Annotated in this window: 17 protein-coding genes; 9 read left to right on the top strand and 8 right to left on the bottom strand. The window is 38.7% G+C overall.

Features of this window, described 5'->3' with window-relative positions; all coding sequences use genetic code 11:
• Positions 1 to 7: 7 nt before the first annotated feature.
• Positions 8 to 814: an ATP-binding protein gene (locus PHC76_RS12155; protein WP_299972803.1), complete on the bottom strand. Its 807-nt coding sequence runs from the start codon at positions 812 to 814 to the stop codon at positions 8 to 10.
• A gap of 129 nt (positions 815 to 943) precedes the next feature.
• Between PHC76_RS12155 and PHC76_RS12150 the strand changes: the two genes are divergently transcribed.
• The 4 genes from PHC76_RS12150 to PHC76_RS12135 all read left to right on the top strand — a co-directional run bounded on the left by PHC76_RS12150 (position 944) and on the right by PHC76_RS12135 (position 3,827).
• Positions 944 to 1,474 (top strand): carboxymuconolactone decarboxylase family protein, encoded by a 531-nt coding sequence (locus PHC76_RS12150; protein ID WP_299972804.1) that lies wholly within the window; start codon positions 944 to 946, stop codon positions 1,472 to 1,474.
• Positions 1,475 to 1,639: 165 nt separating this feature from the next.
• A complete protein-coding gene (locus PHC76_RS12145) occupies positions 1,640 to 2,770 on the top strand; it encodes a serine hydrolase (protein ID WP_299972806.1) in 1,131 nt (376 codons plus the stop codon).
• A 42-nt stretch (positions 2,771 to 2,812) separates the two neighbouring features.
• Complete coding sequence (locus PHC76_RS12140; protein ID WP_299972808.1) at positions 2,813 to 3,376, top strand: DNA-3-methyladenine glycosylase I; 564 nt, start codon at positions 2,813 to 2,815, stop codon at positions 3,374 to 3,376.
• Between the two features lie 43 nt (positions 3,377 to 3,419).
• A complete protein-coding gene (locus PHC76_RS12135) occupies positions 3,420 to 3,827 on the top strand; it encodes a hypothetical protein (RefSeq protein ID WP_299972810.1) in 408 nt (135 codons plus the stop codon).
• Here PHC76_RS12135 and PHC76_RS12130 read toward each other — a convergent pair.
• Positions 3,824 to 4,294 (bottom strand): methylated-DNA--[protein]-cysteine S-methyltransferase, encoded by a 471-nt coding sequence (locus tag PHC76_RS12130; RefSeq protein ID WP_299972812.1) that lies wholly within the window; start codon positions 4,292 to 4,294, stop codon positions 3,824 to 3,826. The two genes, PHC76_RS12135 and PHC76_RS12130, sit on opposite strands and share 4 nt — an antisense overlap.
• Before the next feature lie 48 nt (positions 4,295 to 4,342).
• Between PHC76_RS12130 and PHC76_RS12125 the strand changes: the two genes are divergently transcribed.
• Positions 4,343 to 5,140: an ATP-binding cassette domain-containing protein gene (locus PHC76_RS12125; protein ID WP_299972813.1), complete on the top strand. Its 798-nt coding sequence runs from the start codon at positions 4,343 to 4,345 to the stop codon at positions 5,138 to 5,140.
• A 6-nt stretch (positions 5,141 to 5,146) separates the two neighbouring features.
• Here the strand turns inward: PHC76_RS12125 and PHC76_RS12120 are convergent, their stop codons facing one another.
• Together PHC76_RS12120 and PHC76_RS12115 are read right to left on the bottom strand one after the other, a co-directional pair.
• A complete protein-coding gene (locus PHC76_RS12120) occupies positions 5,147 to 5,806 on the bottom strand; it encodes a response regulator transcription factor (RefSeq protein WP_299972815.1) in 660 nt (219 codons plus the stop codon).
• The gene (locus PHC76_RS12115; protein WP_299972817.1) at positions 5,803 to 7,692 is read right to left on the bottom strand and encodes an FIST N-terminal domain-containing protein; all 1,890 of its coding nucleotides are present in this window, start codon (positions 7,690 to 7,692) and stop codon (positions 5,803 to 5,805) included. The genes PHC76_RS12120 and PHC76_RS12115 overlap by 4 nt, the downstream gene beginning before the upstream one ends.
• A 164-nt stretch (positions 7,693 to 7,856) precedes the next feature.
• Here PHC76_RS12115 and PHC76_RS12110 point away from each other — a divergent pair, with 164 nt between their 5' ends.
• Together PHC76_RS12110 and PHC76_RS12105 are read left to right on the top strand one after the other, a co-directional pair.
• Positions 7,857 to 9,353, top strand: a complete 1,497-nt coding sequence (locus PHC76_RS12110; protein ID WP_299972819.1) for an aldehyde dehydrogenase family protein — start codon at positions 7,857 to 7,859, stop codon at positions 9,351 to 9,353.
• Between the two features lie 70 nt (positions 9,354 to 9,423).
• Positions 9,424 to 9,816, top strand: coding sequence for a DUF779 domain-containing protein (locus PHC76_RS12105; protein WP_299972821.1), 393 nt, complete (start codon positions 9,424 to 9,426; stop codon positions 9,814 to 9,816).
• Here PHC76_RS12105 and PHC76_RS12100 read toward each other — a convergent pair.
• Positions 9,813 to 10,418 (bottom strand): NAD(P)H-dependent oxidoreductase, encoded by a 606-nt coding sequence (locus PHC76_RS12100; protein WP_300210246.1) that lies wholly within the window; start codon positions 10,416 to 10,418, stop codon positions 9,813 to 9,815. The two genes, PHC76_RS12105 and PHC76_RS12100, sit on opposite strands and share 4 nt — an antisense overlap.
• Before the next feature lie 104 nt (positions 10,419 to 10,522).
• On the opposite strand from PHC76_RS12100, the gene PHC76_RS12095 reads away from it, so the two are divergent.
• Complete coding sequence (locus PHC76_RS12095) at positions 10,523 to 10,873, top strand: helix-turn-helix domain-containing protein (protein ID WP_299975240.1); 351 nt, start codon at positions 10,523 to 10,525, stop codon at positions 10,871 to 10,873.
• A 12-nt stretch (positions 10,874 to 10,885) separates the two neighbouring features.
• On the top strand, positions 10,886 to 11,113 hold the full coding sequence (locus PHC76_RS12090; RefSeq protein ID WP_299975243.1) for a DUF2798 domain-containing protein: 228 nt from the start codon (positions 10,886 to 10,888) through the stop codon (positions 11,111 to 11,113).
• A gap of 100 nt (positions 11,114 to 11,213) precedes the next feature.
• On the opposite strand, the gene PHC76_RS12085 is transcribed toward PHC76_RS12090, so the two are convergent.
• From PHC76_RS12085 to PHC76_RS12075, 3 genes are read right to left on the bottom strand one after another with little or no spacing between them, the layout of a single operon-like run.
• The gene (locus PHC76_RS12085) at positions 11,214 to 11,846 is read right to left on the bottom strand and encodes an NAD(P)-dependent oxidoreductase (protein ID WP_299975246.1); all 633 of its coding nucleotides are present in this window, start codon (positions 11,844 to 11,846) and stop codon (positions 11,214 to 11,216) included.
• A 40-nt stretch (positions 11,847 to 11,886) separates the two neighbouring features.
• A complete protein-coding gene (locus PHC76_RS12080; RefSeq protein WP_299975249.1) occupies positions 11,887 to 13,014 on the bottom strand; it encodes a methyl-accepting chemotaxis protein in 1,128 nt (375 codons plus the stop codon).
• A complete protein-coding gene (locus PHC76_RS12075; RefSeq protein WP_299975252.1) occupies positions 13,015 to 13,878 on the bottom strand; it encodes an SDR family oxidoreductase in 864 nt (287 codons plus the stop codon). It lies immediately after the preceding gene.
• Positions 13,879 to 13,883: the final 5 nt, after the last annotated feature.

Here is a 13,883-nt window from a genome sequence, read left to right as displayed (position 1 = left end):
AAAATAATTATTTCAATGACGAAATAAGGAGTTTTCCTTCCATCATTTTTGGAATCCAAATCGTATTTGTTTTTGAATCGATCCAAAAATCAGCCGGACCTGCGATAGTCTCTAGCGGAAGATCGTGTTCTTTTTTTGTTTTGAGATTATAGGTATGTATTACTCCGGCTTTTTCCATTCGTACCCAATCGGAAAAATAGAGTGTATCACCTGATTTCTGGATACCGTCAAATATCCCCTCTTTTTTAGAGAGTTCTGTCGTTTTATGGTTTTTGAGATTTATTGTGACAAGTTTATGCCCCACACCGTAGATTATCCCATTGCTATACAGTAGTCCATTCGCATCAGGAAGCGCTCTGAATGCTTTGTACGATTTATTTTTTACATTGATTTCAAAAATTTTACCTTTGTCTGTTGAACTGATGAGAAGTGTATTTTCATTTTGAACCGTTATGTCATTGAGGAAGTTGACCCCCTCAAAGACAAGTGAAAAAATTTCTTTCTTAGTTTTAAGATTATATCCTCGTACAGTGTCCACATCCGCTACATAAAGAGTCCCACCTATTAGTGCCATCCCTTTTGGTGCATTGAGACCTGTGAGGAAGTTTTTATCGACAACTTCCCCTTTTTGATTAATCAGTGAAATATAGCCATCACCGTCTTTCTCTGTAGGTTTTAACTCATTACCTACATTGCTAACATAGGCAATTTTGCCATTGACTAAAACGCTTTCTGGGTGTCCGGTTACATCTACTTCGATTTGTGTAGCAAATGCTGTTGTCACTAATGCGATGCTCAAAAGAATTTTTCTCATAAAATTTCCAATGTTATATTTTATGCATAATTGTACAACTATTTTATTGGATATGGAGTTAATTTGAAAGAACGACTAAGGTATACAGTTTATAATTGCACACTATAATGTATAAGAAAAAGGAAAATAATGGCACATATAGCATTACCCGAATTTGAAGAGATGAGTTCAGCAATTCAAGAGAAAGCCCGCCCAATTTTAGAAAAAACAGGTCAACTTGGTGAAATTTTCAAACTTTTGGCATTGGATGAAAATATCTATTTTGCAACCGATGGGATGGTTCGGGGATATTTGTTAAATCAAACCCATTTATCGTATGAAATTAAAGAATCGATTGCCCTTTTAATCTCAAAAGAGAATGGATGCAAAATGTGTGTCGATGTCCATAAAGGGATTGCAAAAATGTTGGGCCTCTCTGAACAGCGAATTACAGAGGTATTAGAGGGTGTTGATGCTATCACAACGAGTGATGCAGAAAAAGCTCTCCTCAACTTTTGTATAAAAGCATCGAAAAAAGATAACTATAAAATACTCAAAGAAGAGATCGATGCTTTAAAAGCGTTAGGATACACCGATGTCCAAATCGTTGAAGCCGTTGCTATTACGGGATATTTTAACTATATTAATACCCTTTCCAATGTATTTGCTTTGGGACAATAGAGTAAAATCAATAGTTTTTTATTAAGCATTCTTACAAACAATGTTAGTTGAGATAGCTAAACCAGAATGGGAGATGTAGTTATTCCCATTCGTCAGATTTTAAACTACATATAAGTTAAAAAATAATATTTTTAGTTAATTAAAAAAAATTAAGGACAAAAAGAGATGGGTAACTGTAGTGTAAAGCCGTTGTTTTCATTTTTAGTTAAGTCATTGTTCTTGGTATTAATGATGACTATCATATCGGGTTGTAATAATGGTGACAATACAGTTACGACTCCCCCTGATGCAAATATTACCGATCCCTATTCTGAAAGTATGTATTTTCCGCCGATTGATGGTTCTGTATGGGAAACAAGAACAATATCCAATTTGGATTGGAATGCTAGTGCGGTACAACCTCTAAAGGATTATTTGGCGGAGAAGCATACTAAATCGTTTATGATACTTGTTAATGGGCGAATTGTGATGGAAGAGTATATGAACGGACATACAAACTCTGATACATGGCAATGGAACAGTGCGGGGAAAACTCTCGTATCATCGATGAGTGGAATTGCTCAACAAGAGGGCTTGTTAAATATTAACAATAAAGCTTCTGATTATCTGGGAACCGGTTGGACTAGCGAACCTCTTGAAAAAGAAAATTTGATTACATTAAGGCATTTGTTAACGATGACATCGGGTATAAATGACGAAAATGATTTGGTAGTCAAACGTAATTTGACCTATCTTGCGGATGCCGGAACAAGATGGTCATACAGTAATGTATTTCAAATATTGATGGATGTGGTTGCCGCTTCAACCAATCAAGGTTTTGAAACTTATTTTGATGCTAAATTGAAAAATAAAATTGGGATGGAGGGTTTTTGGAATTATGGTGCTATTTTCACAATATACCATAGTAACACTCGCAGTATGGCACGATTTGGATTATTGGCTCTTAATAAAGGTAAATGGGGTAATGAACAAATTATCAATGAAAACTATTTTAATGAAAGCATAACTACATCACAAAGTATCAACCCCTCTTACGGATATTTATGGTGGTTGAATGGAAAAACAAGCTATATGGTTCCTGGCGGTCAAACCGTTTTTCAAGGTCCACTCGTTCCCAATGCCCCTTCGGATATGTATTCAGCGATGGGTGCGGAAGATCAGAGAATTTATGTTATTCCGAGTAAAAAGATGGTCATAATAAGAATGGGTGATGCGTCTGACCCTGCTAATCCAAGTTTTGCTTTATCGGGTTTTGATACTGCATTATGGGATAAAATAAACGCACTTATTAACTAAGAGGGTGTGGATGATATTTGTAATTTAAATGGGGAGAACGATATGTCAGTGTCACGTTGTGGATGGGTTAAACTTAACGATCCGATTTATGTCGCCTATCATGATGAAGAGTGGGGGAAGGCTTTGCATGATGACCGTGCTTTGTTTGAACTCTTTTCACTGGAGACACAATCGGCAGGATTGAGTTGGCTAACGATCCTCAAAAAGCGTGAGGGGTATCGTGAAGTATTCGAAGAGTTTAATCTCGAACGTGTTGCATTGTATAGTGAAGATGACATTGTGCGGATTTTAGAGAGTGGACTGGTTGTAAAAAGCCGTCCGAAGATTGAGGCGATTATCTCTAATGCACGTGGTTTTGTAGAAATCAAAAAAGAGTACGGTTCATTGGATGCATATTTTTGGGGAAAAGTGAGTGGCAAACCGATTATCAATAATGTCAGTGATTATCGTAGTGCAGCATGTACGTCAGATATTTCTGATACCATGACCAAAGAGCTCAAAAAACGGGGTTTTAAATTTATCGGAAGCACGACGATCTACGCTTTTATGCAGGCGTGTGGGATGGTGGAGGATCATGAAAATGGATGTCAAAGTAAAATGAAATGATAAACTTTTGTTTTTACTATTTTTTCTTTTTAAGGTGTGTGTCGTGAGTATCTATGCTTTACAATCTCCGGCAGGGGGTTTTTTGGATGAAGATTTAAACAATTTTAATAAAATATTTGATGATTGGTGTATACAATTTGATAATTTTGATGATGCTATGACCATTGCTAGTACGCTGGATAAGAAAAGATATGCTGATGTTGTCGAAATAACTCCGCTAAGCTATCCTAAGTATTTTTTTCGCAATTTACAAGGGATAATACACGCTACTCGTGAAGTAGAAGGGAATATTATCTGTATTGTAGAACCATTTATGGGATCCAATTTCCGTATTGCAATTTGTAATTTGGAGTCAAAAGCGGTTAGACTAACGGCGACAAAATATAAAAATACGATGAGTGTCGAAGGTGCATTTGCAAATTTTACGATCAAAGATGGAAATGACTATTAAGATTTAGGATAGATATTTTCTAATTTTAATAAAAACTCTTTTTTATCTATCCCTCCACTGTATCCACCGAGTCCACCACCGCTAGCGATAACACGGTGGCAAGGGATGAGGATTGCAATAGGATTTTTACCATTCGCGTTTGCAACAGCACGGGTAGCTTTCGGATTTCCAAACCATTTGGATTCTTGGGCATAGGAGATAGTGGTTCCATACGGGATTTTTTGAAGTATTTTCCAAACCTCTTTTTGAAACGGTGTCCCCTCTGGATTCAGGGGAAGGGTGAATACTGTTCTTTTGCTATCAAAATATTCCAATAGCTCATTTTCGAGTTGGAGTAATAGAGGATGAACAGATGTACTTATTTGGTTGGGTTCATCGGTAAAGTCGAGTTTGGTGATCGCTTCACCATCACATTCAGCCATAATGGTGCCGATCGGTGTATTGATAATGTGAGTACAGTATTTCATAGGTAGTTATGATACACTATTTTCTTATAACTATAAAAGTGAATCCGAATGAATCAAGTAGTTTTTTTTGAAAATATCGAACTTCGATACGATGTTACCCCCGTTTTAAAAAATATCACTTTGTCGATTGAGCAAGGGGAACACTGTGTCATACTTGGGGCAAATGGTTCAGGTAAATCGAGTTTAATCAAGCTGATTAATTGTGAGCTATACCCATCGATTATAGGGGGAGAATGTAGACATGAGATATTGGGTCATGAGCGATGGGTGGTCACCGAACTGCGTAAACATTTGGGGGTTGTGACAAACGATCTGCATACCCGTTTCGCATTTGATTGTGGATATCTTAGTGGTTTTGAAACGGTGCTGAGTGGATTTTACGGAACGATAGGGCTGTTTGATCATTTACAGAATTCAAAAGATCAGATGAGTGCGGCTGAGAGTGCTATGGAGCGGTTGGGTATTGTACATCTACGTGATAAGCGTGTGGATCAAATGTCTACAGGTGAGTTACGTAAATGTATTGTAGCACGGGCTTTGGTTCACCCTATTAGAGCGATATTGCTTGATGAACCGACAGTAGGGCTAGATATTAAAGCACAACTCGATTTTATAGAGATGATGCGTTCCCTTGCACGTAGCGGTACAACGGTTATTTTAGTAACTCATCATATTGAAGAGGTTTTTGAAGAGATACAAAAAGCGGTACTCATCAAAGAAGGGATGATTGTTGTTGAAGGAAAGAAAGAAGAGGTGCTAAATAGTGACAACCTATCCTATACTTTTAACACACCGCTCGAAATAGAGATGAGATACGGACGTTATTCGATACATTCCAAGATGTAAAATATATTAGTTTGGTCTTTTGACCATGTATCCGATCCCTCGAATGTTGATTATAAAGTCCTCTTTTAGAGCTTTTTTCACGCGATTCACTTCTGCTCGGATCGTCGCATTATCAATCTCATCATCATTCCAAACATAGTCTCGAAACATATCATAATGGCATACCAGACTTCTATTGGCGGAGAGTAAATCGATAATCTGAATATGCTTCTTTGGTAAAATTTGGGGTTCGTTATCAAAATACAAAACCATATTTTCAGAGTCATAGCTATAGGAGGCGGATAATCTTTTATGCACTTGAGGCACGAGTCTGGTTTTTAGGATTTTATTGATTCGAAGAGTCAGCTCTTTTAGATGAAACGGTTTTTTCAAGTAATCGTGGCACCCTATATCAAAGGCTCGTGTAATATCTTCGATGTCGATCAGTGCCGATATGAAGATAGTCGGCACCATCTTTTTTTGCTCATGCAGTTTTTCTAAAATACTCAGTCCGTCAATATCAGGTACGTTGATATCAAAAACAAGGAGATCGAATTGCTCTTTCGACAAGGTCTCTAAACAGCCGTTTCCATCTATCGTAGAGACCACTATATGCCCTGTTGATTCTAAATAGTGTTTGATCGCTCGATTGAGCATAATATCATCTTCGAGAAGTAATATTTTCATGGGCATCCTTTAAATAAATAGGAGAAACAGGTTGTGTCGGAATCGGATTTAAGCTTTATCTCCACCCCTTCTTCCTCACAAATACGCTTGACTAGATTTAATCCCAGACCAAAACCGTCTTTGGATTTTTCTTCTCGGTAGTACTCTTCAAATATCTTTTCGGGATATTGGATTCTTTTGGAGTGGCTTGATACTGAGAACGCTATCCCTTTGGCTGTTTTTTTCAGTCTCACTATTATCGGTTCCCCCTCAAAGGTGTATTTAATCGCATTGGTTAGGGTATTATCGATGATTCGCTGAAGTTTCGTTTCACTGAAGTGGATAAACATCTCTTGAGTGTTGGTGTCAAATAGAAATTTGGATTCCATTTGGTTGGCGACATTTTTGAAAAAATAGATTCTATTTCTCACAAAATCGATTAAATCGATGGCATAAACTTTGTATTCCACTTGATCTTTTTTGACCAAATAACTTAAATCGTCATAAATGGAGAAGATGTTTTTTATTGCTACTTCGATATTTTCGATGTAAATGCTTTTTTCATGCTCCATTTCATGCAAATCGATGTTGCTCATGATAACGCAGAGGGGGGTATTGGTCTCATGAACAGCGTGGCGCAGAAAAAGTTTTTGATTTTTGAGAAGATTTTCTGAATACGCTATCTGCTCTTCCAGTGCTTTTGATTGCTCATTTTGGTCATGGGCACTTTGTTGAATGAGGTTTGTCAGTGCTTGAATCGTCTTGGCATAGGAGGTGTCATTGTGGTTGACAAGATGGGAATGCACGCGCGGTAACTCTTTTTTGGTATCAGGGTTTTCGCTCAAACCGACTAGTGTAATTGTCTGATTCATCAGCTGATTGCTTTTGTTAGTGTGAAAAAATTCCGCGTAGGTAAAAAATCCGCATGTTGGGGCGATATTCGCAAATGGTTCTATCTCGACTTTGATGAGATTTTGCATATATCGTCGCCGTGCCATACACGAATAGATAAAAAATGTTTCAGCAGGGTAATTGTTGATGTTTTTCAAATATTCAAACGGTTTTTTCATAATCATTTCAGCATTTGCAAATCCAAGTCTTACCTTATCACCTGTATATAAATTTCCGCCACACCCTAATGAACCGTCGGGATAACGAGTTAAAACAGCCCGTGCCACCGAGATACCGTTTCGCTCAACGATAAGGGGAAACTCGGTGTGAGAATCGCTGTCTCCTAAATATTTTTCATAAAAATCGATAGCTCTCATCCCTGAGATTTCATAGATTCGGTTCCCCTCGATTTTATCAATCGTATGCTCTATCCCTATGGGAGACCAATCGTATTTATAATCATTTGTGACCTGTAAACTCTCAGAGTTCAGCGATACCGCTACCGCACCGTGTGAAACAACCTCTTTCCCGCAGGATATGGAGGTTTGTTTAAAGACCCCGTTATCTCCCGCCATCCCGCCGCACACCATGATTTCGTTGTTATACGAGGATATTCCGTTTAGATACTCTTCGCCGTTGGTTGTTGTGGCATCGGTAAACGTGATGATAAGCTTCGTCGTGTCGGTAACGATTTCTTGGGCAATGTCGTATCCATTTTTGAAAGAGTCCGCCCCCGTTTTAATCGATGATTTGATAAACGTTTTGTCAAAAACTGAGATGGAGATGACGGTTTTCAAGGTAGAGACCTTTTTATCTTTTATCTCTCCATCCGTTGTGGTTCCGATACAGATAGCCTGAGGGATGTTTTCAAGCAACGTCGTTGTAATATATTCTAATGCACTCTCATTTTGACCGCAAAACACTTGAATGAGGATATTCTCTTTATCCTCAAACAGCGAATAGTCAATGCTATCGTGAAAGTGATTATTCTGGTAAACAAAGTTATACGTTTTCATGGTGTCATTCTAACATGATAAATTCAAAATATTATTTTATAGCTACTAGAAATACTTTTGCTATATTCAAGCTATAAACCTATTATAGAGTGTTGCCAGAGAAAAAAATTGGCGGGTAACGATCCCGTCAACTTTCTTCACATACTTGAATCAAAGGAAAAAAAATGGCATACGCAAAACCGACTTACAAAGCTCAATACGAGAATTTTATTGGTGGAGAGTGGGTAGCTCCCAATAGTGGTGAGTATTTTGAGAATATCTCTCCTGTAGATGGTGAAGTTTTAACAAGAATTCCAAGATCAAATGAAGCCGATGTTGAACTGGCAATCCAAGCTGCAAACAAAGCATTCCAATCTTTTAAACATACGTCTGTTGTTGAGCGAAGTATTATGCTCAATAAAGTAGCCGATGCGATTGAAGCCAATTTGGAAGCTATTGCTATTGCAGAGACACTAGACAATGGTAAAACAATCCGAGAAACATTGAATGCGGATATTCCTTTAGTTGTGGATCACTTTCGATACTTTGCTTCCGTTATCAGAGCTGAAGCAGGAACGGTTGCGGATATCGATGAAAATACCATCTCACAAGAGATTAATGAGCCCTACGGTGTTGTTGCTCAAATTATCCCTTGGAATTTTCCGTTATTGATGGCGGCATGGAAATTGGCACCGGCGTTGGCGGCAGGTAACTGTATCGTCATGAAACCGGCATCCGCAACCCCTATGTCTATTCTTCTGTTGATGGAGACCATCCAAGATGTTCTTCCAAAAGGGGTCGTTAATATCATCAACGGTGCGGGTGGAAAAATCGGTAAATACCTTTCAACGCATCCAGATGTTAAAAAAGTCGGCTTTACCGGTGAGACGACAACGGGTCAGTTAATCATGCAATATGCGACAGAGAATATCATCCCGACGACGTTGGAATTGGGTGGAAAATCTCCAAATATTTTCTTTGAATCGATTATGGATGCCGATGATGAGTTTTTTGACAAAGCGATTGAGGGGTTGATTTTGTTTGCATTTAATTCCGGTGAAGTATGTACGTGCCCATCACGCGCATTAATCCAAGAATCGATTTATGAGCCGTTTATGAAACGTGTTTTAGAGCGAATGGATGCAATCAAATTAGGAAATCCGTTGGATGAAGCCAACATGATGGGTGCTCAATGTTCACTCAACCAAAAAGAGAAAATTCTCGAATACATCAAAATTGGTCAAGAAGAGGGTGCTGAGTGTCTCATCGGTGGAGATGTTTATGAATCTGAAATCTATCCGAACGGGTTTTATATCAAACCGACCGTATTTAAAGGTCACAATAAAATGAGAATCTTCCAAGAAGAGATTTTTGGGCCGGTTCTTGCCGTTACCACTTTCAAAGATGAAGACGAAGCCTTGGCAATCGCCAACGATACCATCTATGGATTGGGTTCAGGAGTATGGTCACGTGATGCCCATCAAATCCATAAAATCAGTCGTGGGATTGAAGCCGGTCGTGTGTGGGTGAACTGCTACCATATGTATCCATCACATGCATCGTTTGGCGGATACAAAAAATCAGGTCTCGGTAGAGAGACGCACATGATGATGTTGAACTCTTACCGTCACACAAAAAATATTTTAACTTCTTTCGACAAAAGTGCTATGGGCTTTTTTTAATCGTTAGTTGAGAATTCGGGTGGGTCAAAACTATTTTGATCCCGCATATAGTCTATTTTAGGAATGTAGTATGAATATAGAACGATTATCCCTCACCCAGCAAGCCGCAGAAGTCATCGAAAAATTAAAAAAACTAAACGGTGAGCTAGTCTTTAACCAAAGCGGCGGGTGTTGTGATGGAACCGCTCCGATGTGTTATGAAAAAAGTGATTTTTATGTCCCCAGTAGAAATGTAAAACTGGGCGAGATATGCGGATGCGAGTTTTTTATCGATAAAGAGCAATTTGAATATTTTAGACATTCTCAGATTATTATCGATGTCAGAGAGGAAAAGGGTGCGTTTGGAAACTCATTTTCGTTAGAGATTGATCTTGGCTTTCAGTTTATCACGAGGTCAAGAATTTTTAGCGATGAAGAGTATGCGTATATAAACGAGCGCGAAGCGCGCTGCGTTGCTGTTTAGAGATAAGTAACGAGTTCAGAAAGCTCTGAGCGGTGAAGTGGTGGTTGCTCATTGACGCGGTATCCGAATGGGACAAGGAGAACTATTCCATACGTATCCGTATCAATCCCCATGATTTTTTCCACTGCATCCCGATCAAATCCCTCCATCGGACACGAATCAATCCCGATAGAAGCGGCGGCACTCATCATATTGGCCGCTGCGATATAGACTTGACGAGATGACCAACACTCTAGTACTTCATCACTGCGAGGATCGACAAACCCTGCGTACATTCCCAGCAATCCATCAGGATAATGGAATTTTTCAAATTCGTTTTGGATATAAGCATCACTGCTGCGGACATTCTTTTTATAGGCAATCGCGATCAGTTCCGATGAGGTGGTGATTTGTGGCTGATTCCAGGCTTCCGCTTGGATTGCTTCGCGCATTGCACTGTCGCGAATCACAAAAAATTGCCATTGCTCCATTCCGAACGAACTTGGGCTGAGACGTCCCGCTTCGAGGATAAAGCTCAAATCTTCATTACTCATTGTTTTAGTATTATCGAACAGTTTGCACGCATGACGGAAATGCATCGCTTTTTCAAAATCGTTACGCATTTAAAGGCTCCTTTAGGGTTTTATCAGGTGAGATTTTATAGTATACAGTATTTACTGTCAAGAACGTACTAAAAAGTACTATACATACTAAAAGGTAACTATAAATGATTGAAGAATCACGATTTAATTGCCCGTTTGAACTCACTATGGAGGTTATCGGCGGGAAGTGGAAAGGGTTGATACTATGGCATCTACTCGATAAAAAAGTGCTCCGTAACGGTGAAATGCTCCGTCTTATGCCCCGTATCACTCAAAAAATGCTGACGCAACAGCTACGGGAGATGGAAGAAAACGGACTTGTAAGTCGTGTTATCTATGAGCAAGTACCGCCGAAAGTAGAGTACAGTCTTACCTCGCATGGTGAAGCTTTGCGACCTATCCTCAATCAGATGATAGATTGGGGTGCAGAGTATGCACGGGATAACAATATTACGATTGCGTGCAGCAGTCATTAGAAAAGGAAAAATATGGTTTCAGTTAAATACTTACATCAGGTGCAAGCGGCTTTGCTTTCGGGTTTTATGAGCTTTATTATGTCGGGGGCGATTACCCTTATTAATCTAGGGTTAGTCAAGGGATTTGTCGGGATATGGCTACATGCGTGGTTTGTGGCGTATGCTATCGCCTTTCCTACGATTTTGCTCGTATTTCCGTTTGCCAGAAAATTGGCGATGAAGATTGCGGCGAGACCTTAAGAACCTCGTCTAAAAACCAAATTTTTCAAACTTCGCTCTTCCTCGATTTCGGGGAAGCTCTCCAAATTTTCCAATTTGTAGTATAGAATTGTGTACGATATTATCGATTCGACAATGCGGGATACTGAAAAAGATAGGTAGGATTTTCTACTTGTTTGATCATAAAATCTGCAACATCATTACGAGAAATTCCCCCTATATCCATCTTTTTGTATAATTCGCTCTCTATTCTGTAATTTTCGCTTAATGGTCTATCGAGCAATAATCCGGGACGGATACATTCCCATTGGAGTGATGATGTTGAGATGATTTTTTCCATGATCGTTTTATCATTATAAATATCCTTGAGGAAAAGATTGAAAAATAGTTTCATAAAAAAGCTATTATAGTTCCAGCTATCTCCTGCACCAAACCCTGTTAAGACAATAAACGGTATTTTAGTATTTATTTCATTTTGAATCTCTACAAGCAAATGGGCGAAATCGCTGTACATGGTTGTTGCTTTCATACTTTTACCTGTTCCAAGAGCTACAATGACGGCATCTGCATCTTTGATAACGTGTGTAAGGTCATCTTTATTGAGTGCACTACCTTTTATCATCGTCAGATTAGAGTTAGATGGTAATGGAATGTCTGAGCGAGACAGTGTAGATATCTTATGACCTCTCTCTAGTGCTCTTTTTACACAACACAATCCTACTCCAGCGGAAGCACCTATAATGGTAATATTCATATCAGACTCCTATTTATGTTTAACTACTGCAATAATATTATCAGGTATTCTTTTTAACTGCTCTTTTTTGACGTTCTTCAGTTAACATTGCATTTAATGTTTCAATAACTTTACGACTTGCATTTTCTGCATTTCTAAAGTAAGTTATCACATTTTTTGATTCTTGAGCACACTTACCTTCACTTACACATTTAACAGCTAATAATATATTGTCATGTACTTCTTTATGAGGAGTTTCGAGTTGTCTAAAGCTTGGTGTATTTCCAAAAATTTCTGCACCTTTACCGCCGTCTGCCCATCTACCTAAACGACAATGGTGATGATCAGCAAATTCATCTTCAATTTTCGAACTCAAAACTGTTTTATATCCTTTGGATTTGAAAAGCAAGTGATCGAGTTTTACTAAAACCATAAAAACAGAATAAAGTACGTTAGTTGAATCATTTTCAATCTCTTGCGTTCGATTTCCTAGATTTAAAAGTGTTGTTCGGAACTCTTCTAATTTATTACTGGAGGTTGATGAGATAGATTCCATTGTGCTTGAACGTTCATGTATTTCCATAGCATTTTGCTTGAGGCTTTGAACGCTCATTGCTACCTCTTGAGTAGCTTTTTGAGTACGTTCAGCCAGTTTTCGTACTTCATCGGCAACAACAGCGAATCCACGACCATGTTCACCAGCACGGGCTGCTTCGATAGCGGCATTAAGTGCTAATAGGTTTGTTTGATCGGAAATATCTTTAATCAAATCAATGACTTGTCCGATTGATCCTACTCCATCATTCAATTGACCGACTGAGCCGTAATTGTCTGTGATGTTGTTCACTAATTGTTGCTGTATTGCGAGGATTTCACTAATCTCTTCATTGATTTCAATCGCATTTGTACGGTTGGTTTTATTTAAAATTTCAATCTCTTCTAAATTACCAACATTATCTGCAAGATCTTTTTGTAAAAGTGACAAGTCTGTTTGGCAAGCACTCGTTAAATTCTCTGTTAACTGATGTATCAGATCGAACATAACCGCATCATTTTTATATTGACTGTTTTCTTTTTGGAGTTGAGTATTCTCTCCCTTAAGATTGCTTATTTCTTGTTCTAACTCTGCTATTTTTGAATGGAGAGGTTTAACCGCATCTTCAATCTCGTGCTTATTTCCAAAAAACATTTATAGCAATTCCCCCATTCCTGAGGCTGTTAAAAATTTAAGGTATTCTTCATCATGAGCTTCATTAAGACGATTGGTAAATTCAGACGCATTTGGGTCTACCGGCAATCGAATAGGGCGGTTCACAGAGTCGGATTCGATCAGCTTGAGCATTGCCCGTGCAACCAGCATCGGATCGTTTGCGTGAGGGCTTGCAAAAAGATCGTCCAATTGGGCTTTGATACCGTCGGCGATATGTGCCATCGGACCGTATGCCGCGTTGCGTGATGTATCCGAACCTCTGCCGAAATTATTGAACACATTAGTCGGATAGATTCCCGGTTCGATAAACGTAAAATCGATATTAGAGGATTTTAATTCGTACTTCATCCCTTGCAACAACCCCTCAAGTGCATGTTTGGCAGATGCATAGCAGGTCATAAATGGGCAAGAAAAACGTGCAAGGCTACTTGTTACAGTGATAATATAACCGCTATTTTGATTTCGCATGTATGGAAGAACCGCACGGATAAGACGCCATGGTCCTAAGACATCTACATTATAAATGTGAAGTAAATCTTCTTCTGTAAAACTTTCTCCGATGCCCATATAAAAACGTCCAGCATTGTTTATCAATACATCAATTCGTCCTTCAGTAGTCATTATATATTTGACAGAATTTTCAATACTAGCACTGTCGGTTAATTCGAGTTCCAGAACTTTAATATTGGGATGCTGAGCTTCCATGGCGAGGCAATGCTCTCTATTTCGTCCACTAATATCACGCATAGTTGCATATACTTTATACCCATGGGATGCCAATAGTGGAGCGGCATAGCTTCCAAAACCTGAACTTGTACCAGTAATAAGAACAATTTTCGACATGTAAA

The sequence above is a fragment of the Sulfuricurvum sp. genome (assembly GCF_028710345.1).
Classification (GTDB): Bacteria; Campylobacterota; Campylobacteria; order Campylobacterales; family Sulfurimonadaceae; genus Sulfuricurvum.
Note: the sequence above shows the minus strand (reverse complement) of the source record. Positions and strands in the feature narration are given on the sequence as shown.

What these genes read in the sequence shown, in the direction of transcription:
- PHC76_RS12075 (WP_299975252.1), bottom strand. Translation starts at nt 13,878, where the DNA reads ATGTCGAAAATTGTTCTTATTACTGGTACAAGTTCAGGTTTTGGAAGC.
- PHC76_RS12125 (WP_299972813.1), top strand. Translation starts at nt 4,343, where the DNA reads ATGAATCAAGTAGTTTTTTTTGAAAATATCGAACTTCGATACGATGTT.
- PHC76_RS12155 (WP_299972803.1), bottom strand. Translation starts at nt 814, where the DNA reads ATGAGAAAAATTCTTTTGAGCATCGCATTAGTGACAACAGCATTTGCT.
- PHC76_RS12145 (WP_299972806.1), top strand. Translation starts at nt 1,640, where the DNA reads ATGGGTAACTGTAGTGTAAAGCCGTTGTTTTCATTTTTAGTTAAGTCA.
- PHC76_RS12085 (WP_299975246.1), bottom strand. Translation starts at nt 11,846, where the DNA reads ATGAATATTACCATTATAGGTGCTTCCGCTGGAGTAGGATTGTGTTGT.
- PHC76_RS12100 (WP_300210246.1), bottom strand. Translation starts at nt 10,418, where the DNA reads ATGCGTAACGATTTTGAAAAAGCGATGCATTTCCGTCATGCGTGCAAA.
- PHC76_RS12130 (WP_299972812.1), bottom strand. Translation starts at nt 4,294, where the DNA reads ATGAAATACTGTACTCACATTATCAATACACCGATCGGCACCATTATG.
- PHC76_RS12115 (WP_299972817.1), bottom strand. Translation starts at nt 7,692, where the DNA reads ATGAAAACGTATAACTTTGTTTACCAGAATAATCACTTTCACGATAGC.
- PHC76_RS12090 (WP_299975243.1), top strand. Translation starts at nt 10,886, where the DNA reads ATGGTTTCAGTTAAATACTTACATCAGGTGCAAGCGGCTTTGCTTTCG.
- PHC76_RS12120 (WP_299972815.1), bottom strand. Translation starts at nt 5,806, where the DNA reads ATGAAAATATTACTTCTCGAAGATGATATTATGCTCAATCGAGCGATC.
- PHC76_RS12140 (WP_299972808.1), top strand. Translation starts at nt 2,813, where the DNA reads ATGTCAGTGTCACGTTGTGGATGGGTTAAACTTAACGATCCGATTTAT.
- PHC76_RS12110 (WP_299972819.1), top strand. Translation starts at nt 7,857, where the DNA reads ATGGCATACGCAAAACCGACTTACAAAGCTCAATACGAGAATTTTATT.
- PHC76_RS12150 (WP_299972804.1), top strand. Translation starts at nt 944, where the DNA reads ATGGCACATATAGCATTACCCGAATTTGAAGAGATGAGTTCAGCAATT.
- PHC76_RS12095 (WP_299975240.1), top strand. Translation starts at nt 10,523, where the DNA reads ATGATTGAAGAATCACGATTTAATTGCCCGTTTGAACTCACTATGGAG.
- PHC76_RS12080 (WP_299975249.1), bottom strand. Translation starts at nt 13,014, where the DNA reads ATGTTTTTTGGAAATAAGCACGAGATTGAAGATGCGGTTAAACCTCTC.
- PHC76_RS12105 (WP_299972821.1), top strand. Translation starts at nt 9,424, where the DNA reads ATGAATATAGAACGATTATCCCTCACCCAGCAAGCCGCAGAAGTCATC.